Origin of the sequence: Marinobacter aromaticivorans (genome assembly GCF_002806975.1) — a bacterium.
Lineage (GTDB): Bacteria > Pseudomonadota > Gammaproteobacteria > Pseudomonadales > Oleiphilaceae > Marinobacter > Marinobacter aromaticivorans.
Map to the genome: position 1 here is coordinate 228,893 of NZ_NIHD01000005.1, position 22,959 is coordinate 251,851.

The 22,959-nt window shown below is 55.2% G+C and carries 27 protein-coding genes; 18 read left to right on the plus strand and 9 right to left on the minus strand.

Going from position 1 to position 22,959, the window contains the following annotated elements; translation table 11 throughout:
- The first annotated feature begins 133 nt into the window (after positions 1-133).
- The 3 genes from CDH48_RS09760 to CDH48_RS09770 all read left to right on the plus strand — a co-directional run bounded on the left by CDH48_RS09760 (position 134) and on the right by CDH48_RS09770 (position 2,227).
- A complete protein-coding gene (locus tag CDH48_RS09760; protein ID WP_100688537.1) occupies positions 134-1,360 on the plus strand; it encodes a pyridoxal phosphate-dependent aminotransferase in 1,227 nt (408 codons plus the stop codon).
- A 9-nt stretch (positions 1,361-1,369) separates the two neighbouring features.
- Positions 1,370-1,561, plus strand: a complete 192-nt coding sequence (locus CDH48_RS09765) for a CPXCG motif-containing cysteine-rich protein (protein ID WP_100688538.1) — start codon at positions 1,370-1,372, stop codon at positions 1,559-1,561.
- A 93-nt stretch (positions 1,562-1,654) separates the two neighbouring features.
- Positions 1,655-2,227 carry a DUF1439 domain-containing protein gene (locus CDH48_RS09770; protein WP_100688607.1) on the plus strand — a complete coding sequence of 191 codons (573 nt, stop codon included), beginning with the start codon at positions 1,655-1,657 and terminating at the stop codon, positions 2,225-2,227.
- Between the two features lie 57 nt (positions 2,228-2,284).
- On the opposite strand, the gene CDH48_RS09775 is transcribed toward CDH48_RS09770, so the two are convergent.
- Positions 2,285-3,439 (minus strand): isocitrate/isopropylmalate dehydrogenase family protein, encoded by a 1,155-nt coding sequence (locus tag CDH48_RS09775; RefSeq protein WP_100688539.1) that lies wholly within the window; start codon positions 3,437-3,439, stop codon positions 2,285-2,287.
- 196 nt (positions 3,440-3,635) lie between these two features.
- Here CDH48_RS09775 and CDH48_RS09780 point away from each other — a divergent pair, with 196 nt between their 5' ends.
- Both CDH48_RS09780 and CDH48_RS09785 read left to right on the plus strand, forming a co-directional pair.
- Complete coding sequence (locus CDH48_RS09780) at positions 3,636-4,397, plus strand: EAL domain-containing protein (RefSeq protein WP_100688608.1); 762 nt, start codon at positions 3,636-3,638, stop codon at positions 4,395-4,397.
- A 31-nt stretch (positions 4,398-4,428) separates the two neighbouring features.
- Positions 4,429-4,785, plus strand: a complete 357-nt coding sequence (locus CDH48_RS09785) for a hypothetical protein (RefSeq protein ID WP_100688540.1) — start codon at positions 4,429-4,431, stop codon at positions 4,783-4,785.
- Here CDH48_RS09785 and CDH48_RS09790 read toward each other — a convergent pair.
- The gene (locus tag CDH48_RS09790; protein ID WP_100688541.1) at positions 4,779-5,672 is read right to left on the minus strand and encodes a LysR family transcriptional regulator; all 894 of its coding nucleotides are present in this window, start codon (positions 5,670-5,672) and stop codon (positions 4,779-4,781) included. The genes CDH48_RS09785 and CDH48_RS09790 overlap by 7 nt on opposite strands.
- Before the next feature lie 149 nt (positions 5,673-5,821).
- Between CDH48_RS09790 and CDH48_RS09795 the strand changes: the two genes are divergently transcribed.
- From CDH48_RS09795 to CDH48_RS09815, 5 genes are all read left to right on the plus strand, one after another.
- Positions 5,822-7,033, plus strand: a complete 1,212-nt coding sequence (locus CDH48_RS09795) for an acyl-CoA dehydrogenase family protein (RefSeq protein ID WP_100688542.1) — start codon at positions 5,822-5,824, stop codon at positions 7,031-7,033.
- A gap of 183 nt (positions 7,034-7,216) precedes the next feature.
- Positions 7,217-8,038 carry an SDR family oxidoreductase gene (locus CDH48_RS09800; RefSeq protein WP_100688543.1) on the plus strand — a complete coding sequence of 274 codons (822 nt, stop codon included), beginning with the start codon at positions 7,217-7,219 and terminating at the stop codon, positions 8,036-8,038.
- A gap of 31 nt (positions 8,039-8,069) precedes the next feature.
- Positions 8,070-9,134 (plus strand): phosphotransferase family protein, encoded by a 1,065-nt coding sequence (locus tag CDH48_RS09805; protein WP_100688544.1) that lies wholly within the window; start codon positions 8,070-8,072, stop codon positions 9,132-9,134.
- Complete coding sequence (locus tag CDH48_RS09810; protein ID WP_100688545.1) at positions 9,134-9,823, plus strand: histidine phosphatase family protein; 690 nt, start codon at positions 9,134-9,136, stop codon at positions 9,821-9,823. Before CDH48_RS09805 ends, CDH48_RS09810 begins: the two co-directional genes overlap by 1 nt.
- A gap of 17 nt (positions 9,824-9,840) precedes the next feature.
- The gene (locus tag CDH48_RS09815) at positions 9,841-10,611 is read left to right on the plus strand and encodes an SDR family oxidoreductase (protein WP_100688546.1); all 771 of its coding nucleotides are present in this window, start codon (positions 9,841-9,843) and stop codon (positions 10,609-10,611) included.
- On the opposite strand, the gene CDH48_RS09820 is transcribed toward CDH48_RS09815, so the two are convergent.
- Positions 10,612-11,484 (minus strand): DUF6279 family lipoprotein, encoded by an 873-nt coding sequence (locus CDH48_RS09820; protein ID WP_100688547.1) that lies wholly within the window; start codon positions 11,482-11,484, stop codon positions 10,612-10,614.
- Between the two features lie 369 nt (positions 11,485-11,853).
- Between CDH48_RS09820 and CDH48_RS09825 the strand changes: the two genes are divergently transcribed.
- Positions 11,854-12,264 carry a DUF4397 domain-containing protein gene (locus CDH48_RS09825; protein WP_157807814.1) on the plus strand — a complete coding sequence of 137 codons (411 nt, stop codon included), beginning with the start codon at positions 11,854-11,856 and terminating at the stop codon, positions 12,262-12,264.
- A gap of 54 nt (positions 12,265-12,318) precedes the next feature.
- Here the strand turns inward: CDH48_RS09825 and dacB are convergent, their stop codons facing one another.
- Positions 12,319-13,887, minus strand: coding sequence for a D-alanyl-D-alanine carboxypeptidase/D-alanyl-D-alanine endopeptidase (dacB, locus tag CDH48_RS09830; RefSeq protein ID WP_100688549.1), 1,569 nt, complete (start codon positions 13,885-13,887; stop codon positions 12,319-12,321).
- Positions 13,888-14,192: 305 nt separating this feature from the next.
- On the opposite strand from dacB, the gene CDH48_RS09835 reads away from it, so the two are divergent.
- Both CDH48_RS09835 and CDH48_RS09840 read left to right on the plus strand, forming a co-directional pair.
- On the plus strand, positions 14,193-14,960 hold the full coding sequence (locus CDH48_RS09835) for a glutathione S-transferase N-terminal domain-containing protein (RefSeq protein ID WP_100688550.1): 768 nt from the start codon (positions 14,193-14,195) through the stop codon (positions 14,958-14,960).
- A gap of 101 nt (positions 14,961-15,061) precedes the next feature.
- A complete protein-coding gene (locus CDH48_RS09840) occupies positions 15,062-15,475 on the plus strand; it encodes a GFA family protein (protein WP_100688551.1) in 414 nt (137 codons plus the stop codon).
- Here the strand turns inward: CDH48_RS09840 and CDH48_RS09845 are convergent.
- On the minus strand, positions 15,469-16,593 hold the full coding sequence (locus CDH48_RS09845; RefSeq protein ID WP_100688552.1) for a PQQ-dependent sugar dehydrogenase: 1,125 nt from the start codon (positions 16,591-16,593) through the stop codon (positions 15,469-15,471). The two genes, CDH48_RS09840 and CDH48_RS09845, sit on opposite strands and share 7 nt — an antisense overlap.
- Before the next feature lie 177 nt (positions 16,594-16,770).
- On the minus strand, positions 16,771-17,244 hold the full coding sequence (locus CDH48_RS09850; protein ID WP_100688553.1) for a YaiI/YqxD family protein: 474 nt from the start codon (positions 17,242-17,244) through the stop codon (positions 16,771-16,773).
- Between the two features lie 228 nt (positions 17,245-17,472).
- Here CDH48_RS09850 and CDH48_RS09855 point away from each other — a divergent pair, with 228 nt between their 5' ends.
- Both CDH48_RS09855 and CDH48_RS09860 read left to right on the plus strand, forming a co-directional pair.
- Positions 17,473-17,811 (plus strand): zinc ribbon domain-containing protein YjdM, encoded by a 339-nt coding sequence (locus tag CDH48_RS09855; protein WP_100688554.1) that lies wholly within the window; start codon positions 17,473-17,475, stop codon positions 17,809-17,811.
- A 142-nt stretch (positions 17,812-17,953) separates the two neighbouring features.
- Positions 17,954-18,454 (plus strand): copper chaperone PCu(A)C, encoded by a 501-nt coding sequence (locus CDH48_RS09860; protein ID WP_100688555.1) that lies wholly within the window; start codon positions 17,954-17,956, stop codon positions 18,452-18,454.
- Between the two features lie 84 nt (positions 18,455-18,538).
- Here CDH48_RS09860 and CDH48_RS09865 read toward each other — a convergent pair whose 3' ends face one another.
- Positions 18,539-18,718 carry a CCGSCS motif protein gene (locus CDH48_RS09865; RefSeq protein WP_100688556.1) on the minus strand — a complete coding sequence of 60 codons (180 nt, stop codon included), beginning with the start codon at positions 18,716-18,718 and terminating at the stop codon, positions 18,539-18,541.
- 257 nt (positions 18,719-18,975) lie between these two features.
- Between CDH48_RS09865 and CDH48_RS09870 the strand changes: the two genes are divergently transcribed.
- The gene (locus tag CDH48_RS09870) at positions 18,976-20,043 is read left to right on the plus strand and encodes a GGDEF domain-containing protein (protein ID WP_100688557.1); all 1,068 of its coding nucleotides are present in this window, start codon (positions 18,976-18,978) and stop codon (positions 20,041-20,043) included.
- A 66-nt stretch (positions 20,044-20,109) separates the two neighbouring features.
- Here the strand turns inward: CDH48_RS09870 and CDH48_RS09875 are convergent, their stop codons facing one another.
- On the minus strand, positions 20,110-20,316 hold the full coding sequence (locus tag CDH48_RS09875) for a cold-shock protein (protein WP_071266268.1): 207 nt from the start codon (positions 20,314-20,316) through the stop codon (positions 20,110-20,112).
- Between the two features lie 294 nt (positions 20,317-20,610).
- Here CDH48_RS09875 and CDH48_RS09880 point away from each other — a divergent pair, with 294 nt between their 5' ends.
- Complete coding sequence (locus tag CDH48_RS09880; protein WP_100688558.1) at positions 20,611-21,465, plus strand: crotonase/enoyl-CoA hydratase family protein; 855 nt, start codon at positions 20,611-20,613, stop codon at positions 21,463-21,465.
- Entirely contained in the window at positions 21,466-22,074 is a 609-nt protein-coding gene (locus CDH48_RS09885) for a CPBP family intramembrane glutamic endopeptidase (RefSeq protein ID WP_100688559.1), read from the plus strand.
- Here the strand turns inward: CDH48_RS09885 and CDH48_RS09890 are convergent.
- Complete coding sequence (locus CDH48_RS09890; RefSeq protein ID WP_100688560.1) at positions 22,071-22,937, minus strand: LysR family transcriptional regulator ArgP; 867 nt, start codon at positions 22,935-22,937, stop codon at positions 22,071-22,073. The genes CDH48_RS09885 and CDH48_RS09890 overlap by 4 nt on opposite strands.
- Positions 22,938-22,959: the final 22 nt, after the last annotated feature.

Sequence of the window (22,959 nt, forward strand, 5' to 3'; positions counted from 1 at the left end):
AAATTGTCAGGCAAACGCGGAATCCGCCGGTGCCAAACAGTATTTTGCCCGCTCCCTTGTATGCCCTGATTTAACTGGCTAACCTGCAGTAGCAGATATTTTTTTTGCTCCCGTTCCTTTGCAGGAGGTTGCCATGGCAAACGCCACCAACAGAGACACCGGCCAGTACAAACCGCGGAAGGTGAAGTACCGGAAAACCAAGGCCAGTTGGAACCCTGCCATGCAGGCGGTTCCTGTGCCGGGCATTCGGCGTATGGTCAATATGGCTGCCACCATGAAAGATGTTATTCATCTTTCTATTGGCCAGCCGGATCTGCCAACACCCAAGCATGTGATTGATGCTTATATCGATGCACTCAATGCGGGGCAGACCGGATACACCATGGATGCCGGGCTGCCGGAATTGCTGGTTGCATTGAGGGACTATTACGGCAAGCGCTATAACCGCAAGCTCACCAGGGACAATATTCTGGTCACCAGCGGTGCTACCGAGGCCATGTACCTTGCCATTTCGGCTACGGCCGCACCGGGGCGGCAGTTTATTGTAACGGACCCGTCCTTCCTGCTTTATGCGCCTCTGATCCGCATGAACGGTGGTGAAGTGAAGTTTGTACCGACCCGGGCCGATAATGATCACCAACTTGATCCCGATGAAGTGATCCGGGCCATGGGGTCGCGCACCTTTGCCTTGATACTCAACAACCCGAACAACCCCACAGGCGCGGTCTATCCGCGCAGCACCGTGGAAACGATTCTCGAAGAGTGTGCCTACCGCGGGATACAGGTCTATGCCGACGAGGTATACGACCACCTGATTTTTGATGATGATGATTTTGCCAGTGTCCTGAATTGTTCCATGGATCTGGATAACATCATGTGCATCAGCAGTTTCTCGAAAACCTACAGCATGGCCGGGCTGCGCGTCGGTTGGGTTATTTCCAGTCAGGCGGCGATCAAATCCCTGCGCCGTTACCATATGTTTACCACATCGGTTGCCAATACACCCTCCCAGTTCGCGGGTGTTGCAGCGCTGATGGGCGACCAGCAATGCGTGAAGGACATGGTGGATATCTACCGGGAGCGCCGGGATAAAGTGGTGGAACTTATCGATCAGACGCCCTATATGACAGGCTACAAGCCGGGCGGCGCTTTTTTCGCGTTCCCGGATTTGCCGCCTCATGTAGATGGCTCGGATCTCGCGCTGCGCATGCTCAAAGAGACCGGCGTGTGCGTGGTTCCCGGGGATGCGTTTGGTGAAGGCTGCACCAATGCCCTGCGTATCAGTTTCTCAACCACCTGTGAGAAGCTTGAGGCGGCCTTTGATCGCATCATTCCCTGGATGGCTAAACAACAGTTCTGAGGTGCGCCTATGCCGGCTCTGGATTCCGTGCTTATCCAGTGCCCCTACTGCTGGGAGACGCTGGAAATCAGCGTCGACCCTTCAGTGGCGGAACAGGAGTACGTTGAGGACTGCCAGGTGTGTTGTCAGCCTATTCTGTTGCGGGTTGTGTTTGATGATAACCTGACTCCGCAGGTCGAAGCCCGGGCCGAGAACGAATAAGCGGTCCGGGTTCTGACCAATTATTAACCTGCCGACCTTGTTCCGCTCTCAGTGCTGCAGCACGATAGGCGTTTAATTCATGGAGACTGAATGATGAACCGACAGCGCCGGAATGGTTTTTGGGGGTTGGTGTGCCTGACGCTCCTGTTGAGCAGCGGTTGTGCCAGCATCTCGCCGTATGCAATCTCCGAAGCGGAGCTGGAAAGCCATCTGCAGGAGGTGGTGCGGGATTATGATCGAATGCAGCTGAAGAATGGCTCCCCAATCAGCCTGCGCCTTGATGATGCGGATATTACCCTGGGCCCGGATGGGCGCGATGTAGCGGTCATTGACGTTAGAGGGCAGGTTGCACTGAACGCGTTTCTGGCCAAGCTGCCGGTCGATATCGCTCTTAAAGTGGAGGGGGCGCCGGTTTATGACAGCAAGGAAAAGGCTGTTTATATCCGAAGAATCAAATTGCTGGAAAGCAGTATTGATTCCGGCTTTTTCAAGGGTGATCTTGCGCCAGTCACTGACAATGTAATGCGGGTTGTGGCACAGATGCTTGAAACCATGCCGGTTTATCGACTGGATGACACCAGACTGGCCCAGCGAATGTTCGGAATGGTTCCCATGGATGTGCGTGTAGCGCCCGGTCGTCTCGAATTCGTTATGGCTGACGAGTAAGCGTTCAGCAGCAGGGCAGAGCCAGTAACTCTTTTCTGGCTCTGCGGATTCCGGTTCTCAGGCTGACAGCCGCTGACACACAGCTTCGCCAATCTCCCGGGTGCCCCGCTGGGCTCCGGCATTTTCCGCCAGGTCTGCTGCCACCGCATCGAACAGCTCTTTACCTGCGGCCGCCATCACCGGGTCTTTACGGCCAAACCACTCAAGCATGCGAGCTGTAGTGAACAGCATGGCTGTGGGATCCGCCAAACCCTGGCCGGCAATGTCCGGAGCACTGCCGTGGGTGGGCTCAAACATGGAGGGCATACCCGGATCTGTGGGGTTCAGGTTGCAGGAGGGCGCCACTCCCATGCCGCCGGACAGCACAGCAGCAAGGTCTGTGAGAATGTCCCCCTGCAGGTTGCTGGCAACCACTACATCGAACGCCCAGGGGCTTTGCACAAACTTCATACAAGCCGCATCCACCAGCTCATGGTGAGTGGCTACGTCCGGATATTCCTTGCTGATTTCCTCAAACGCCTCGGAGTACATATCGCCCCAGTAACGCAGGGCATTGCGTTTGGTGATCAGGCATACCTGACTTTCACAGGCAGTGCCATCAAGAGTGTGGAAGCTTCTTGTACGGCTTTCCTTGACCCGCTCTGCAGCCCGGGCGCGAGCCTGCTCGAATCCATAGCGGATAATGCGGTTGGTGGCCTTGCGGGTAAATACTTCCATCTGGGTCGCAACTTCATCCTCGGTTCCCTTGCGCAGGCGCCCGCCCTGGCTCACATATTCCCCTTCGGAGTTTTCCCGGATTACCAGCATGTCGATATCTTTCGCCCGCTCATCCGCAAGATACTGGCGCGCGCCGGGCAGCAGCCGGGCAGGGCGCTCGCACACCCACTGGTCAAAGCCCTTGCGCATTTCCAGCAAGGGTGCCAGTGAGACACTGTCGGTTAAAAGATAACGGTCCGGATCGTCCAGCGGCCCCGGGTCCCCCAGGGCGCCAAGCAGAATCGCATCGTAGGCTTTGAGCTGGGCCAGAGCGTCATCGGGCATGGATTCGCCATGCTCCTTATGCCAGGCGTGGGAGGGCCATGGGAACTGGTCCCACTCAAGGTTCAGGTTGTGTTTGGTACGCAGGGTTTCCAGGCAGCGTATGGCTTCCCCCACGACTTCGGGGCCAATGCCGTCACCCGGGGTTACAGCAATGCGAGTAGTTTGGGCCATTAAGAAGACTCCCTTGATTGACTGGCTCGTAAGGATTCTAAAGCCCAGTGTAGTTGGGTGACTCGCGGATGCCAGCGTTTGACACACTTTCACCGAATGTCGTTTTACCGGAGGGAGGTTGGCAGTTATAGTTGCCCGGGTAACAGGTTGGTTAATTAAACCGGCATGTCTGACTGGTAGCTCGGGAGTTTGCACCATTAAACCGGAAACCCTATTTGATGAATCGCACTGCGCAGAGTGCGCTTGTGGAGAAGGTCTCGATTTCTCTTTGACGTTTGCATTCCAGCCTATCGTGGATGTGGTCAACAAAACGGTTTACGCCTATGAAGCCCTGGTAAGGGGGCCGGAAGGTGAAGGCGCCATCCACGTTCTCGGCAAAGTGAACGAGAAGAACCGTTACGCTTTTGATCAGATCTGCCGGGTTAAGGCCGTAAAACTGGCGGCAAAGCTTGGCATGAAGTCCCTTCTGAGTATCAATTTCATGCCCAATGCTGTTTATAAAGCGGAATACTGCATTCGAACAACACTGGCAGCGGCAAAAACATACAACTTCGACACCAGCAGAATTATCTTCGAACTGACGGAGGGTGAGGACCTGAGCTCAGTCGACCACCTTGTCTCGATTATTGAAGCCTATCAGGAGATGGGGTTCAGTACGGCAATAGACGATTTCGGAGCAGGTTACTCCCGCTACAATATAATGATGGCCAGCCCACCGGATTTGCTTAAACTGGATATGGCTCTGGTTCGTAATGTTCATAAGGAGCCGAACAAGCAAGCCGTGGTAGCAGGGATCATTACGATGATGAAGTTGCTTGGCGGAAAAATCGTGGCCGAGGGAGTGGAAACAGAAGAAGAATATTTCTGGCTCCGTTCCCAGGGTATTACTCTCTACCAGGGCTATCTGTTTGCAAGGCCCGGTTTTGAGTGCCTGCCCGAGCCGTATTACCCGGCCTGACAAGTTTTCCAACTTACAGGAAGCCTGACTATTGCTCTATCGACTTATTACCATCATTGGCGGCCTGGTTTTTGTCGCCGCCCTGTTTGCCCTGGTCTGGTTCTTTTGCAAACAATTTCTTGAGCATCACGGCGTCAGGGACAATGTGACCGACCGCGCCACTGTGCTGGCAACCTGGACATTTGCCGGCATGAGTGTGGGCCTGGTGTTTGCTGTGGTGGGCGCCTTTATTCTGGGCCCCTGGGCGTTTTACCGCACCCTGCGTGGCCACGGAGTGCCGATTTCGGATGGGGCTGCTGTCTGGTGGGGCTTCGGTATTGTGCTTGCTTCACTCGGAATTACAGCCCTGGGTTTTTTCGGTTTCCTGGTGGCGGTAGGAGCTTACTGAATTGCCTTGAGCTGATCACGGAACCAGGTTAGCGCGGGCTCCTGGCCATAGGCGGTGTGCCAGTACAGATGCACATTCAGTGACGGCAGATCTGCCGGCGGGTTCATGATGGTAATGTTCGCCCGCTCCGAAATAATCCTGGCGTAGGTTTCCGGCATGGTCAGCAGAAGGTCTGTTGCCTCCACCACCCGGCAGGCAGCGTAGTAATGCTGGCAACGCAGGCGGATGCTGCGCTGAACCCCCAGTCTCGAGAGTTCGAAATCCTCAATCCCCGGTCCTTCAGTGCGTGATGAAACCAGCACGTGGCGGGCGGCAAGATAACCGTCCATGTCCAGAGTTTCTGACGCCAGTGGATGGCCGTCCCGCGCCAGAACCACAAGCCTGTCCCGCCTCAGGAGTTCATGGGATGTCTGGCTGCTCACCGGCAGCAGAACATCAACAGCAAAGTCCAGTTTGCCCGCCGCGAGTTGTGATTCCATATCCCGGCGGGGAACGCGTTTGCTGACAATCTCCAGCTCCGGGTAAGGATCCAGTCGCTGCATAAGCCGGGGCAGAAAGGTTGATTCCAGCACATCCCTCAGGCCCAGCGAATAGGTTTTGCGCTGTGTAGCGGGATCAAACGCATGAAACTGGTTAACTGCGCCCTGTATCTGGGTCAGCCCTGGCTTCATGGATTCAAGGAAGCGCCGGGCCAGCGGGGTTGGCACCATCTGGTTACCCTGGCGATTGAACAGGGGGTCGTCAAAATGATCCCGCAGCCGTGAGAGGGAATGGCTGACCGCTGGCTGGGTCAGGTGCAACGCCTGTGCCGCGCGGGTGAGGCTGCCCTCCCGGTAAATGGTGTCAAAAACATGTAAAAGATTGAGGTCGAGGCGAGTTCCGGCCATTGTCAGCGCGCTCTTTCTGAATAAGTATTATTAATAGTAAACGATAAGAATAATTCAGTCGTGTAATAGTTGATGTAGCTTTAGACTGACTGCATCGTGCGTATGTTCATCGTACCGCTTGTTGTGTCTAATTTTGCGAGGATTCGGCAATGGATTTCAGTATCTCAGAGAAGGGTCAGGATTATCTCAAACGTGTGAAAGCGTTTATGGTGGAAGAAATTTTCCCGGTAGAAACTCAGTACCACAAGGAACTGGCGTCTCTTGAAAACCGCTGGGTGGTTCTCCCCATCATCAGGGAACTGAAGGAAAAAGCCAAAGCCCAGGGGCTGTGGAACATGTTTTTTCCGGATGAAAAGCACGGCTGTGGACTGCTCAACTCCGATTACGCCCTGATTGCGGAAGAAACCGGCCGCAGCTTTATCGCCCCCGAGGTTTTCAACTGCAACGCGCCGGACACCGGCAACATGGAAGTGCTGATTCACTACGGTTCCGAGGAGCAAAAGGCCGAATGGCTGCCCCGTTTGCTCAGTGGCGAAATCCGCTCCGCCTTCTGCATGACCGAGCCCGCCGTAGCCTCCTCCGATGCCACCACCATGGAAGCAACCGCCGTGGTTGAGGGCGACGAAGTGGTTCTCAACGGCCGCAAATGGTGGAGCACCGGCATTGGTCACCCCGACTGCAAGGTGGCCATTTTCATGGGGCTGTCTGATCCCGACGCCCACAAACACCGCCGCCACTCCATGGTTCTGGTACCTCTGGACACGCCAGGCGTAAAGATTGAACGTATGCTCCCGGTATTTGGCGAGTACGACGAGCCATACGGCCACGGTCAGGTGTTGTTTGACAACGTACGTCTACCCAAAAGTGCCTTTATTGCCGGCCCCGGTCGCGGTTTTGAAATTGCCCAGGGCCGCCTTGGACCCGGCCGTGTACACCACTGTATGCGTGCGATTGGTGCCGCAGAGCGCACGCTTGAACTGCTGGTTAAGCGGGCGATGAGCCGTGAGGCGTTCGGCCGTCCTTTGGCGAAGCTCGGTGGCAACCCGGACATCATTGCCAACGCCCGCATGTCCATCGAACAGGCGCGTCTGTTAACGTTGAAATGTGCCTGGGCTTTGGATACCAAGGGCATTGCCGGCGCGATTCAGGAAGTTGCCATGATTAAGGCGGTGATCCCCAATATGCTGCAAACCATTGTGGATCAGGCCATTCAGATTCACGGTGGTGCGGGTGTGAGCGATGACGACTTCCCGCTTACCCAGTTGTTTGCTTATGCTCGTGTACTCAGGTTGGCAGATGGCCCTGATGAAGTGCATCGCGCCACAGTTGCTCGCCTCGAATTACGCAAATATAAAAACTGATGGTTTAGCGCCAATGTTGAGAGGAGACGGCGGGGTGGGGCTTTCTGAAACTGTGCGGAGCCATGGATGGCGGAGCCAAGCGTACAAGGACGTATTCACAGCGTGTTTCAGGAAGCCCCACCCCGCCGGCTCCGTCTTACTCCAAAGCTGACGTTTTATAAACAACAAACAACGGACAACCCCATGACACAAAGAGTATTCGTAACAGGCGGCGCAAGCGGCCTTGGCCGGGCCATTGCACTGCGTTATGCCAGAGAAGGCGCCAGGGTCTGCATCGGAGATATTAATCCGGAGCAGGGCGTTGGTGTTGAACAGGAAATTAACAACGCCGGTGGTGAAGGCTACTTTGTGGAATGCGATGTCCGGCGGCTGACCGACCTGGAAAAGGTCTGTTCGGATCTCACCAAAAAATGGGGCGGTGTGGACGTGGTGGTGAATAACGCCGGCGTGGCCTCGGCCGGGTCCATTGAAGACACCACCATGGCGGACTGGGAATGGATTATCGATATCAACGTACTCGGCGTGGTACGGGGCTGTAAGGCATTCACACCGCAGTTCAGGAAACAGGGTTCCGGTGCCTTTGTGAATATTGCTTCCATGGCAGGCCTTATGCTGGCGCCGCTGATGGACAGCTACAACGTATCAAAAGCGGGCGTCATTGCGCTCTCCGAGACCTTGCGGCAGGAACTCCGGGGTGACGGCATTCACGTGAGCTGCGTGTGCCCGGCGTTTTTCCAGACCAATCTGGCCAGCAGCATGCGTTCAGACATTCCCGGCATTCAGCAGAATGTAAACAAGCTGATGAAGCGCTCGAGCATATCGGCAGATCACGTTGCCGACGACATAGTGCGCTCGGTGAAGAACAAGGATTTCTGGGTATTGCCCCATGTGAAAGAGCGCCGCCTGTGGATACTCAAGCGTTATGCGCCTGTGGTTTTCGACAAGCTGATGTACGAAGAAAGCAAGCGCTGGATGAAGAAGATGGGCGGTAAGGCCAAGGCCTGACCAGCACACGGGAATAGAAGGAGAGTGATGAATGACCCAGATTGATCAGGCAGCAGATATTCGCGAAGGTGAGGAACTGGATGTTGCGGCAGTAGACCGTTTCATGAAAAGTGCCATCCCCGATCTGACCGGAGAGCCGGTTATTCGCCAATATCCCGGTGGCGCCTCCAACCTGACTTATCAGGTGGACTACGGCGATCGCTCCTATGTTCTGCGCCGCCCGCCTTTTGGCAAAATTGCAAAATCCGCCCACGATATGCTGCGTGAAGCCAGGGTGATGCGGGCGCTGAAACCAGTCTATCCTTATGTGCCCGATATTATTGCCATTTGTGATGATCACGACGTGCTCGGGTGTGATTTTTACGTGATGGAACGGCTGAAAGGCATCATCCTGCGCCAGGACTTCCCGGAAGATCTGGAATTGAATGAAGCCGATACACGCAAACTGTGCCTGAGCGTCATCGACAAGATGGTGGACCTGCACCGCGTTGACCCCAGGGCAGCAGGCCTGGATTCCCTGGGCAAGGGTGAAGGTTATGTGCAGCGCCAGATCGGTGGCTGGAGTGACCGTTTCCGCAAGGCGCGCACTGACGATGTCGGCGATTTCGAGGCGGTGATGGCCTGGCTGAATGACAAGATGCCAAACGATATTGCCCAGGTTGTTATTCACAACGACTTCCGTTTTGACAACGTGGTACTGAACCCGGACAACCCGTTTGAAGTGATCGGAGTTCTGGACTGGGAAATGGCCACCATTGGCGACCCGCTGATGGATCTGGGCAACACACTGGCCTACTGGATTGAGGCGGATGATGAAGGCCCGTTCCAGATGCTGCGCCGCCAGCCCACGCATCGCCCCGGCATGCTTACCCGCAAGGAAGTGGTTGAGTACTACATGGAGAAGTCCGGTTTTCGGGCAGATAACTTCGATTTTTATGAGATCTACGGGCTGTTCCGCCTGGCGGTGATCGTGCAACAGATCTATTACCGCTTCTACCATGGCCAGACCAGTGACAAGCGTTTTGCCGTGTTCGGCCATGCAGCCAATTATCTCGAGAAGCGGTGCAAGCGGCTGATCGAGGAGAGCTCTCTTTAATGGCTATTGTGCATCTGGTACGCCACGGGCAGGCCAGTTTTGGTAAAGAGAACTACGACCAGCTTTCCCGCAGGGGCTGGGAGCAGGGCAAGGTGCTTGGTCGCTGGATGATGGATAAAACAGAACCGGCGGCGATTTTTGGTGGTGATATGCAGCGCCACCGGGAGACCGTTGAAGCCATCGCCACAGGATACGGTGCCCGGTTGCCGGATATGCAGGTGGCGCCCGGCTTCAACGAGTTTGATCACATCGATATTGTTAACCGTTACCGCCCCGAGTGGAGTGACCGGCAGGTTATGGCAAGGGATCTTGCGGCCTTTCCGAAACCCGCAGCCGCGTTTCAGAAAGCCTTCGTTGAAGCCATACGTCGCTGGGCCTCCGGTAAGTACGACGCGGAGTACGATGAGACCTGGGCTGATTTCAAAACCCGGGTTCTGACAGCTTTTGACGAAATGATCGACTACGCAGATGGCGGTGATGTGCTGGTATCCACATCCGGCGGCCCGATTGCCGTTGTGTGTCAGCAACTACTTGGCCTGAGCGATGAGCGGGCATTGGGGCTCAACGAAGTTATCGCCAACACCAGCGTTACCAGGGTGTTGTATTCTGCTGGCCGCCGCAGCCTGTCTGTTTTCAATAACTACAGCCACCTGGAAGCGGAAGACCCCGCCCTGGTGACCTTCCGATAACGAATTGAGGTGAACGAATGAGCAAGAAAGACCTGTTTGACCTGGCCGGCAAAACCGCCCTGATTACCGGTGCCAGCCGCGGCATCGGCGAGAGCATTGCCCGCACCCTGGCGGATTACGGTGCTCACGTGATTGTGACCAGCCGCAAGATTGACGGCTGTGAAGCCGTAGCCAGCAGCATTCGTGAGGCTGGCGGCAGCGCCGAGGCATACGCCTGCCACATCGGCGAGATGGATCAGATCGAAGCCATCTGGGCTCATATCGAAAAAGAGCATGGCAAGCTGGATATTCTGGTGAACAACGCCGCAGCCAACCCGTATTTCGGACCGGTTGAAAACACAGACCTGGGTGCCTTCCAGAAAACTGTAGACGTGAACATTCGCGGTTACTTCTTCATGTGTGCCCGTGGCGCGCAGCTGATGAAGAAAAACGGCGGTGGCTCCATTATTAACGTGGCGTCGGTAAATGGCGTGAACCCGGGCCACTACCAGGGGATTTACTCGGTGACCAAAGCAGCCGTTATCTCCATGACCAAATCCTTCGCCATGGAACTGGGCCAGCAAAATATTCGCGTGAACGCCCTGTTACCGGGGCTGACGGATACCAAATTCGCCTCCGCCCTGACCACCAACGAAGCCATCAGGAAACAGGCGATGGCACACATCCCCATGAAGCGGGTGGCTGACCCAAGCGAAATGGCGGGAACAGTACTGTATCTGGCATCCGGCGCATCCAGCTATACCACCGGCGCCTGTATTAATGCCGATGGCGGCTACCTTACGATCTGATCAGTCGTAAGTGCGAGACGCGACTTCCGGGCCTGGTTGGCAGCTAAGGGCTTTGAAGTCGCCGCGCAGTTCGGCCGCCTGGCGGGCCAGGTGTTCAAGGTGGGAGGCCTGGCTGGCCTGTAACAGATCCTGAATCAGGAATGTCATGGCCGCCGTGCTCTTGTCCATCATTTCTGCATAGGCCTCGCCCCGGGCGGCTTGAGGGTTGTTGATCAGCTCGGTGACGGTTTCCTCAAAACCCGGCTCATTGCGATTCTCGAGGGCGTTTAGCAATGCTATTTGCCAGTTACGGCGGCCCTCCAGCCAGATTTCTGTTTGCCCGCTGCGGCTCTCTGACCAGTCGTTGATAATGCGCCGCTGGGTGCCGTTCAGGCTCCCCAGCCAGCGCTCAGCCCGCTCTGCGGTTCGTTCTGCACGTGCTTGCGCGACGGCCTCGGCGCCACCAGACAGGAACTCTTCTTCCATTTTTCTGTGGTTGTCTGCCATGTTACGGGCCAGCTCACGTACCTGTTCATCGCTGAGGCTCGAGAGCAGTTTGATCGCACTTGGCGTTATCTGCTCCAGCAATGGCGGGAAGAACGTCATCAGCTCGCTTTGAAGATTGCCAATCCCGCTCTCCGCAGGCTTGCTCGAAGCCAGTTCACTCTGGAGACTTGCCAGCCAGTTTCTGTAACGCGGCAGTTCCGTGCTGCAGTGCCATTGCCGAAGATTTTCAATATCCACTTCCAGCTGCTGTTTTTGGGATTCTGTGAGGGTAACGAAATCCTCCACCCACCAGACGATGCCCCAGTCGGCGTAGCGATAGGCCAGCCGGGTAGAGCTGCATCCGGTTGCCAGTATTGCTATCAGAAGAAGAGCTGCAGTCGCTCTCATGGTGCGTGCTCCGAGTGAATGCCCGGGTTGATCCATATTGCACCTGACTCGGTAGAAAAGCCTATCAAAAAAGGTTGCAAGCTTATTATCATTTCGCGTTTGTGTATGAGGAGTGTACGACATTCTGTGGTGTTCAGATGCGATCATCCGAAACCGCCTATTCTCATGGAGGAAACGTTTTGAGCCGAATCAAACCCACCAACCTGTAAACTGAAATGTAAAATTCTATAAATCTGTTTGTATTGTCTCTCCGTAAATGGCTTTCACGCACATGTCAGGAACTGAATGTGTGCAGATTCGAATCACTGAATCCCGGTAGCCAACTCTGTAATAGATGTACCTTTCGGTGCAAACGCTACTCTGGATTCGGTGCCTGCTGGTGGTTATCAGGTTCGGATTACAGGAACTAACAGCACAGATATTGTCTACGACTCGGGCACACTTCCCATTGGTTCTGATGTGACGGTTGTGGCGGTCGACAGCGTGAAAGGCGCATCGCCTGTGAGCCTGCTGGTGTGGGCGGAAAGCGATCCTGCGGTAACAGCCGTCCTGAGCAACAGCGCCGAAGTACGGATTGTCCATGCTGTTGAGAGCGTTGATGTTGATGTTTTTGTGGATGGCGCAGAAGCGCTTGGTGACTTTGCTTACTCTACTGCCACTGGTTACCTGGTGTTGCCTGCAGGTGATCGGAATGTTGCCGTTGCTCCGGCAGATCAAGGCATCGGGAATGCCGTTACCACCCTGAGCGGGACGTTAACGCTTGAACGTCGCGCTCCCTAGTTAAAACAAAGTGAAATTAACCAGAGCGCCCCGACTTGATTGGGGCGTTCTGGTTTACTGGATGGATGTACCTGAGTTGCCTGAACCGGCTTTTGACAGGGCTGTTCCCGTAGGCGGCCGATAGTGCAGCGAATAGAGAATCCGGTCCAGCACTGCCTGGCCATTCCACGCAGGATCGTTATTCACCATCCCCACCACGGCCCAGGTGGTGTTGTTCTCATCTCTGGTGAAACCGGCAATAGACCGCACGTTTTCCAGATAGCCGGTTTTAATCCGGCCTTCGCCATCCATGCCGGTGTTGCGCAGACGTCGCGCCATGGTTCCGTCCATGGCAATAATCGGCATGGAGGCCATCAGGTCTGACGCGTAGGGGCTGTTCCAGGCATGCTGCAGGATTTTGGCGCCTTGCCGCGCGGTAATTCTGCCGTGGCGTGTCAGGCCTGCGCCGTTGTCGATCACCATACCGGCGGTATCGATTCCTTTTTTCTCCAGCCAGTCGTAAATCACGCGTATGCCGGCAACCCGGTCATCGTTTTCGTTATCCAGCCGGTTTTGTGCGCCAATGGTCAGCAAAAGCTGCCGTGCCATCACGTTGCTGCTCCACTTGTTGATGTCCCGCACCATGGTAACCAGGTCTGGCGACGTGGTTTTCATCACCAGGCGAGCGTTTTCCGGGGTCAGCCCGGTCTGGTTTCCACCAGACACGATGATGCCCATTTCCCCAAGAAGAGACCGGATCAACGAAGCACTGTATTGCTCCTGCGGCAGCAGTGACAAATAAGTAGTGGTGCGGCATCCCTGTGGGAGTTCTCCGGTTACCCGCACGGTAACCTTTCCACTCGCTTGCATTACCGGTTCCCATTCAAAATTCCGGCGTGCAGGGCAAGGGCCTTCGGCCACCGCGGTTACCCGGTTGTCAATAACAACCTCGCTCAGGGCGGGTGTGCTCCAGGCCTGGGTGCCGCGTTCATCGGCGCGAATCTGGAAGTGCATGAGATTGAGGTTGGTCAGGTAGGCAGACGGCTCCACCAGAAACGGCGCATGGGGGTTATCGCCGTTGTCTTCAAACGCAGGAAAACCGCCGTCAATTTCGAAATAGCTGCCATCCAGAACAAGGTCGCCGTCAATGCGGTTAATTCCCATATCACGGAGTTCCCGCAGGGTAACCCAGATCCGTTCAAAGGTAAGTTTCGGGTCGCCACCAAAGCGCACATAGAGGTTGCCCTTGAGGGTGTCACCAACCATTTGCCCGTCGGTCAGAAAATCCGTATCCCAGTGGAAGGTGGGGCCAAGAATTTCCAGGGCGGCATAGGTAGTGACCACCTTCATGATGGAGCCCGGGCTCATGGGTACATCGCCATTGATGTTCTGATCAAGCCCCGGGCCGTTCAGGGGCACAGCGGCCATGCTCAGAGCTTCTTCATTTTTAAGGGATTTCGTGGCGTATTCCCGCATCTGGCTTGCCCAGAGGCGCTTGTCGTTGTAACTCAGACCTTCATCGTCAGCAGCCAGCGCCGGTTGCAGGGTTGCCAGGGCAGAAATCAGGGCGAAACCGGTGGCAAAGGCAAGGGCTGAACGTGGTGACCGAAGCCGGGCTTTACCGGTGGTGTTGGAGTGCGACATACCTGGAATCACCATGGTGGCTACGTGACTGAATGTGCGGATAAGCGCTTTACATGAACAATAGCCCATCTTTGTGCTTTGTACTATGGAGAAAACCTCTACATGACGTTAAATAATGGCAGTAGACTGGTTGTTTGTATTGGGGTTTTGTCACCGAGTGTAAGCTGTTTGGTACGCAAGGAGCGGGCCTGGATTATAGAGAACGGAGCTTAAGACACACGAGACAGCGCCCGGTGTGATTGTAAGCCAATGGAAAGACACTGTATTTAATGATAATGGACAGATCATCAACAGAGGGAGTGTTTATGGCTAATATGTTTGTGCACCATGCGAACGTGCTGGGTTCCGTTGCGACATCATCGCTGACAGCCTGGCGTGGCTGCCTTGTTGTAAGTGATGTGCCACAGCCGGAGCAGCCCCTTGTACTTTATGATATGGAGGGCTGCCCCTATTGCCGCCGGGTTCGCGAAGCGCTCACAGCCCTCAACCTTGATGCAGAAATCCGCCCCTGCCCCAAGGGTGGCCGAATTTTTCGGCAGCAGGCGGAGGCGACGGGGGGCAAACAGCAGTTTCCTTTGCTGGTGGACCGGAACACAGACACAGTGATGTATGAGTCGGAAGCCATCATTGAGTATCTGTTCCGCCAGTATGCAGGGCGGCCGGTGCCTGGTTACTACCGTGAGCGCGTCTGGCAGCCGGTTCTGGGTTCGCTGGCGTCTGTTGCCAGCGCTATGAGAGGGCTGCGTGCCAAATCAGGAAAACAGCCGGAACAGCCGCTGCACTTGTGGAGTTTTGAGGGCAGCCCCTTCTCCCGCCTGGTAAGGGAAAAACTGTGTGAGCTTGAAATCCCCTACACCTTGCACAATCTGGGCAAGGAACACTGGACTGAAATCGGCCCCGCGAAACAACGCATAAAACCCGGCCCTTACAAACCTGCTCCCGGAGGAAAGCGCGATGCCTTCTTCAAGGCCCATGGCCGGGTTCAGGTGCCTTATCTCGAGGATCCGAACACCGGAGAGGGGTTGTTTGAATCTTCCCGCATACTGGATTATCTGAATGCACACTATGGCTAGCAACATTCGGTGGCCAGGGTGTTTTCCGGCCATGCTGACCGGTATCATAGAGGTTTGTGGGGCTGTTTACTGACGCCCGGAATTTGATAAGCAGGAAGTCTATGTATACCGGCCAGTGTTTGTGTGGAGATGTTACTTTTGAATACGAGGGCCCACTGGGCCCGCTGTCGCTGTGCCATTGCAGTCAATGCCGCCGCGCCCATGGCAGCGCGTTTTCTGCCAGTTCTCCGGTGCAGACAGCGCGCTTCCGGTTTCTGTCCGGGGCAGAACAGCTCACCGAATACGAGTCCCGCCCGGGTAAATACCGCGCCTTCTGCAGCCGCTGCGGCAGCCATTTATACAGCCGTGTGGATGCGATTCCCGGCATCCTTCGCCTGCGTGTCGGTGTGATCAACGAGCCCCTGGGAAGGGGGCCGGCGCAGCATGTGTATACCGGCTCAAAGTCGGACTGGTTTGAAATTACCGACACTCTGCCCCGGTACGAAAAAACCGAGCGCACCGGCGACCCTCACTGAGCCGGCGCAACCCGGTAGACTTTCCCTTGTGGTGAATCCGTCAGTAACCACAGTGTGCCATCCGGTGCTGTTCGGACGTCGCGTATTCGTTCTTTCAGGCTGGTGAGCAGGTCCTCTTCATTGATTACCTCTTCGTTTTCGATTTCCAGGCGCACCAGTTTGCGCAGTTTGAGAGCACCCACAAACAAGTTGCCTTGCCATTCCGGGAATTCCAAGCCGGTGTAAAACGCCATGCCGGAAGGCGCAATGGACGGGTCCCAGTAGTGCAGGGGCTGTGCCATGCCTTCCTTTTTGGTGTGCAGAGTGATCGGGAGGCCAGAGTAGTCAATGCCGTAGGTGATTTCCGGCCACCCGTAGTTGGTGCCGGCTTGCACTATGTTTATTTCGTCGCCCCCTCGCGGGCCGTGCTCATGAGTCCAGATCTCACCGGTCTCCGGATGCACGGTCATGCCCTGAATATTGCGGTTGCCCCAGGTGAACAGCGTGTTGTTAATGCCCGGATCATCAAGCCCCGGGTTGCCTGGTGCCGGCTCGCCATTCACCGTAATGCGATGGACCCCGCCGGCATCGTCCCGGGTGTCCTGGGCCCGGTCCATCTCTCCCCGGTCACCAACGGAAATATAAAGGTAGCCGGATTCATCGAATACCATTCGCCCACCGAAGTGGCGCGAGCCGCGGGAACGCGGCAGTGCCTCGAAGATCACTTCCACGTTTTTTAGCCTTCCTTCCTCATAGATTGCGCGTGCCGCACGCGTTGTCATGCCTTCGCTGGAGCGGTGCGCGTAGCTCAGGAACAAGGTTCGGTTTTCCTCAAAATCCGGATGCAGAACAATATCCAGCAGCCCGCCCTGGCCAGATACGGCGGACGTTGGAAGACCCTCAACCGCCCGGGGCAGTAACTTGCCATTCTGAATGACGCGTAGCCTGCCCGCCCTCTCGGTAACCAGCATGGAGCCATCAGGCAGAAAGGCCAGGCTCCATGGGTGTTCAAGACCGTCAGCAACAGTTTCCAGCCGAAAGCCAGCGTCTTTACTGGTAAAGGTCTGGGCTGCGGTAAAAGGGGAATGTCCCAGAAGCAACAAGCCACTGAGCATGATCAGGGATTGAATCAGGCGCATACGTCCTCCTTCAAGTATTGCAAATGATAATCACTATCATTATTATGATTGTGTGCCTGCCGAAATGAACACAATCGCTCGTCACAATATCTGTTTACACCATAAGCTCAGGGAGATACAGCCATGACAGCAGAACAGGAGATGATGGAAGGTCTGAAGATTGCCGCTGGCGCCGGTTTATTTGTTGCCCTGCTGGTTGCCGGGCTTGTGGTTGCGCTGTAACCACCTGTCCAGCTTGTCAGCAAACTCTTTTCGGTCGGTCTTGCCGAACGGAGCCGGGCCACCGGTAACCTGCCCGGCATTGCGCATCTCTTCCATGAAGTTTCTCATAGCGAGGCGCTGGCGGATGTTTTCCCTGGTGAAAGCCTGACCACGCGGGTTGAACACATCTGCTCCCTTCTCGATGGCTTCAGCCGCCAACGGAATGTCCTGGGTGATCATAAGATCGCCGGCGCTGAGCTGATCCATAATCTCGTTATCCGCCACATCAAAACCCTGCATAACCTGCCGGGCCTTAATGTAAGGGCTCGGGGGCAGCTTGATTACATGGTTGGCGATAAAGGTCGTCTGGATCTGCCAGCGCATGGCAGCGCGGCAAAGGATTTCCCGGATAGGAACAGGGCAGGCGTCAGCGTCGACCCATATTGGCATGGCAGGTTCCTTGAGCAAGCGGTTTGGTTCTGGTGGAGAGTTTACCTGCTCTTGCTGTGGCCTTGGTAGTCGACGCTGGAGGATACAATTACCCGATAGGTTTTCATAGGCACTTGCTGTTTGTGACTCCGGGTCGAGCTATGCCTTTGTTGTCTCAGCCACCACTGCCGGATTTGCCGGGGCGTTGGTGGTATAATCCCGTGTAAATTCAACTATCAGGAAAGTCCAATGTCCCAACTTCCTCCTTGCCCCCAGTGTGGATCTGAATACACCTATGAGGACGGTATCCAGTTTGTTTGCCCTGAGTGTGCCCATGAATGGACAGAAGCCGAGGCTGCTGCGGCGGTCGAAGGCAAAGTGGTTCGCGACGCCCACGGAAACGAGCTTAAGGATGGCGATGCAGTTACAGTCATCAAGGATCTGAAGGTTAAAGGGTCGAGCTCGGTTGTAAAGGTAGGTACCAAGGTCAAGAGCATTCGTCTGGTAGACGGCGATCATGATATCGATTGCAAGATTGATGGCATTGGTGCCATGAAGCTTAAATCGGAGTTTGTGAAAAAAGCCTGAGGCTGGTAACTCCGGCTGGCTTCCGACATGCGACTATTCGCCGCATGCCATTACTTGCGCTGAGCTGGTCGGAACGCAACACTGTGGGCATTGAAATCTGACATTAATCATTGCCAGTTCCACAGTAACCACGCGAGACATCATGAAAAAACTGATTACACTGCTGTTCGCCTGTAGCACACTGATCACATCAAGCTTTGTCACAGCCAATGAGCACGCCCACGGCAATATTGAAATTGAGCATCCCTGGAGCCGGCCAACGCCGCCCGGCACTCCCATGGGGGTGGGCTATCTGGTTATCAGAAACCATAGCGAAAAACATGTCACGCTGGTGAGTGCAAGCAGCCCCAGGGCAGGTCACGTTTCAATCCATGAGACGCTGATGAAAGACGGTGTTATGCGCATGCAACCGCTTGTGAGCGGCCTGAAAATACCGGCCGGGGAAACGGTGGAGCTCAGGCCTATGGGCTATCACCTGATGCTGGAAAAACTTGCAGCACCGCTGAAGGAGGGCGAGAACATTCCCGTGGTTCTGGAGTTTGAGGGCGCAGACGCTGTTGAGATCGAGCTAAGAGTGCAGTCGCTGGATGCCGATATGGATGAAATGAAAATGGACCATTCGGCACATAAAATGGATCATTGATCCTTCCCGCCCCGGGCGACCCCGGTGGCGTTTCCGGAATACATAATGGAAACGTCACCGGAGCCCTGGTTCAGTCCGGAGCGCTTACGAACACCCGCCACAGCAGACGCCCGGATCTCCGTGCTTGCCACCCTCCCTGGTCGTGTTTTCAGAAGCAGTAACCGGGGCCTCGGAGCTTTCCTGGGTCGCACCAGCTTTCAGCTCTTCTGCTGTTGCCTCATCAGCATTTTTCGGGCTGGTTACTTCCTTGAATAATTGAGTCATATGTTTGTGTCCTGCTGTTGTGGGCCTGATAGGCTTTTCGGGTTTTAAGGTTCATGTAAAATGAATGTTATTGAGGTTTTCCAGGGGAGTCAACTAATCTTTTGTATGACCAAGCCTTGCGCCGAAGGATCAAGTGCGCCCGTTCTGTAAAGCAGCTATGATTGCGGATTCCGACCATTATCCCGGATTTGTTCGAGTTTACCGGTAACGTCCGTAGAGCTGGGCACGCGGTATGATGACAGAAGGTGTTTCGGCCTATGGACAGCAATAACAACATGTCGGGCTCACGGCAAAAGAGTGAGCGTGGCCCTCAGTTCTGGAAAATTGCGCGGGTTACCTGCCAGTTGGCGGGTACCGTTGATATCGCTTTTTTCTTCATGTTTCATTTTCTCGGCTCGCCGATTCTTGCATGGATTAACGTTGTCAGCGTCGCCATGTATGTCGCAGCCTATTACGCCCTCAAGCGCAAACAGAACCGCTTCGCTGTGCGGCTGATCTGGATTGAAGTCATTGTTCACTCGGCTTTGGGGACCGTCATCATCGGCTGGGGCAGCGGCTTTCACTACTATCTGCTGATGTTTATCCCTGTGCTTTTTATGACCATGCCCCTTCGAAGCGCTGTCTTTTCACTAATCGGGCTCTGGGGTTATTACATAGGGCTGGATGTGCTGATGTGGTTTATGGAGCCCGTTCAGCCCATATCGTCAGGGGCTTTGCTGGGGGTTCATCTTTTCAATCTCAGCGTTGTCTTCGGGATGTTCAGCTATCTTGCATACTTTTATCTGGGCATGGTGCTTTCAGCACAGCACAAACTCCGCCGGCTGGCGACAGTGGATTCCCTGACCCGGTTGTTCAATCGGCGTCAAGGCAGTTTTCTGGCGGAAAAAGAAATTTCGCGCTTCAGGCGGTCAGGGCAGCCAGTGGCGTTTATGCTCCTCGATGTTGATCATTTCAAGACCATCAATGATCGTTATGGCCATGAAATGGGCGACAGGATTCTTGCCGAGATCGGCAAGCTGATTCCGGCGCAGCTACGGACCCAGGATCTTGTTGCCCGCTGGGGCGGGGAAGAGTTTCTCATCATACTGCCAGGTTCAGACATTGACAGTGCCATGGTGAGCGCCGAGAGAGTGAGAGAGGCACTCAGTAGTCACGACTGGAAGGCAGCTACCGGTATCACAATGACGGTTACCGTTAGCGTTGGCGTCAGCGAGCTCTGTAAGAGCGACAATATGGCATCGGTGATCAGTCGTGCGGATCAGGCGCTTTATCGTGGCAAGGCAGGGGGAAGGAACCGGGTAGAGCCGGAAGAGGTTTCAGCCTGATCAGATCAGTTTTTCAAAGCAACAAAAAAGGCAGCCGAAGCTGCCTTTTTCAGTGTTGTCTGTTAATTAAACAGCAACAACGTTCTCAGCCTGGGGACCTTTCTGGCCCTGGGTCACGGTGAAGTCGACCTGCTGGCCTTCAGCCAGAGTCTTGAAACCGCCGCCCTGAATAGCGCTGTAGTGAACAAATACGTCGGGGCCGCCTTCACGAGTGATAAAGCCAAAACCCTTTGCTTCGTTGAAGAACTTAACAGTACCGGTAACAGTAGACATAATATAATCCTGAATTCAATCATTTAGAGTGCCGCCAGGTCATCCGGATGATGGCTGGTCAGCGGTATGCGGGAAACAAACAACGGGCGTGATCAAAAACAGGACGTACAACTACTGAAATGCGTCTTATTGATGAAGTGCTTTGCTAAATCTTTCCAACGAGGGCTACTGTACCTGCTGGGCAATGAAAAGCAAAGCACTTTCTTGTACGCATATACCCGACATTTACGGCAACATGAGGTATGTTTGCGTCAGCATTCCGGAATTATCGTAAATTATCAAAGGAGTATTGCCTTGTCGGACCTATCCACCTACGAAAGTTTTTCTGTCAGTGTTGAAAACCGGATCGCCCATGTACAATTCAGTCGCCCCGAAGCGCTGAACACCATGACCAAGGCCTTCTGGCTGGAGTTGCCCAGGTGCATGCAGGAAATCGAGGCAAGCACAGATGCCCGGGTGATTGTGGTGTCCTCCACGGGTAAGCATTTTTCTGCCGGGATGGATCTTGGTGTCTTTACAGACTCGAAGGCTGTACCCATGAGTGGTGATCCTGGGCGTATGGCAGAAAATCTGCGGCGGGTTGTCATGCAGCTACAGGATACGTTGACCTCGCTGGAAAATGTTCGCCTGCCGGTACTGGCAGCTATTCATGGTGGTTGCATAGGCGGTGCTCTGGACCTGGTATGTGCGGCAGACAGCCGTTACTGCACGGAGGATGCGTATTTCACGATCAAGGAAACCGAGCTTGGTATGACCGCCGATGTGGGTACGCTTCAGCGGTTGCCCAAGCTGATGCCCGAAGGTGTTGTGCGCGAACTAGCGTACACCGGGCGTAAGTTCTCCGCGCAGGAAGCCAAAGGGTTGGGTTTTGTGAATGCGCTTTACCCCGACCAGGAGGCGCTGATTGCCGGCGTTATGGAAATTGCAGCCCGGATCGCTGCCAATTCGCCGCTGGCGGTTAGCGGTTGTAAGGAAATGCTGAACTACAGCCGTGATCACACCGTGGCGGATAGTCTGAAGTACATGGCAACCTGGCAGGCGGGCATGTTCCGCCCTGCGGACATGATGAAAACCTTCCAGGCCAAAGCGCAGAAACAGGCGCCCGAGTACGATGACCTGTTCGCTGTGAAAGGTCTTTTTGAGCAATAGATGGCCTTGAACAATCAGCGTAAATCCAAAGTCTCACCGGTTACCGCCCTGGTGTTCCAGGGTGGAATCGGGGTGGTCGGGCTGCTGGTAATTCTGGTTGCGGATATCCCCGTGCAGATGTTTGGCGCGGGGCTTTTGCCGAGCGTGCTATATGGTGCTCTGGGTGCACTGTGCACATACGGTGCGCTGTTACTGCTTACCCAGATTCCTGCCCTGTTCCCCGATAACCTCGACCGGCAAATGCGTGGCCTGCACAGATTTGCCTCCGGTTACTCCTGGTTTGTTCTTTTTCTGCTCTCGGTTTTCGCCGGTGTGGGCGAAGAACTCCTGTTCCGGGGCGCTGTGCAGGGGTGGCTGGCTGTGCACACGGATACCACAACAGCTGTGCTGGCGGCATCCGTGCTTTTTGGCCTGGTGCACTACGCCTCCTTTACTTACTTTGTGATCGCCACAGGCCTCGGGTTGGTTCTTGGGCTGGCTTACGCGTTATCCGACAGCATTCTGCTGGTTATGGTCTGGCATGGGGTTTACGACATGGTGGCGCTGTTTTGCCTGCTGCGGTTTCCGGAATGGTTTGGTATCAGCGGGCACCCGGAAGATCAGGATTAGCAGTGTGCGGCTTTTAAGGCAGCCGTCAGTCGTTCCATAACGCCGCCACCGTGGCGCCAGAAGTGCCAGTAAAGCTCAACATCAAGCGACTGACCGGGGGCAATACTGACCAACTGTCCTGCATCAATTTCTGGCCGGGCCTGAATCTCCGGGATCATGCCATAACCCATTCCGGCCAGGGCCAGTTTTACGAAGCCTTCGGAGGAAGGGCACAGGTGGTAGGGGAAAGTGCCGGGGTAGCCACTCTGGGCCAGAAACCGGTGCTGCAACTGATCATTGGGCCCGAATACGATTGCCGGCGCTACTTGCAGGTTTTGCTCGTTAAAGCCTTCGCTGAAATAGCGCTTTTTGTACGAAGGTGTCGCCAGGGGCAGATACGTCATGGTGCCAAGCGCAACGCATCGTGCCCCGGCAACCGGCTGTGGGTTGCTGCACAGGCAGGCGGCTACATCACCTTCGCGCATGCGCCTCAGTGCAATGTCCTGATCCTCGACCACCATATCCAGTAACAGTGCTTCCTCCTGACAGAATTCACCAATAGCACCTGCCCACCAGGTTGCAAGGCTGTCGGCATTGAGGGCGATGCGTAACCGCGCGGTCGGCTCCGAAAGAGTGGGAAGCGATTTCGCCAGGTCCCGCTCAAGCAGTTGAACCTGCTGAACATGGTTTAGCAGCTGCTGCCCCGCGGGGGTGGGTCTGGGAACCGGGCTGCGAAACAGAACCGGCTGCCCGATACGGACTTCCAGCGTCCGGATGCGCTGTGATACGGCGGACTGGCTCAGACCAAGCACAGCGCCTGCGCGCTCGAAACCACCGGTTTCAATAACCGTGGCGAGAGCTTCCAGTAATTTATAATCAATCATAAGTAAAACTGATGCGTCATTA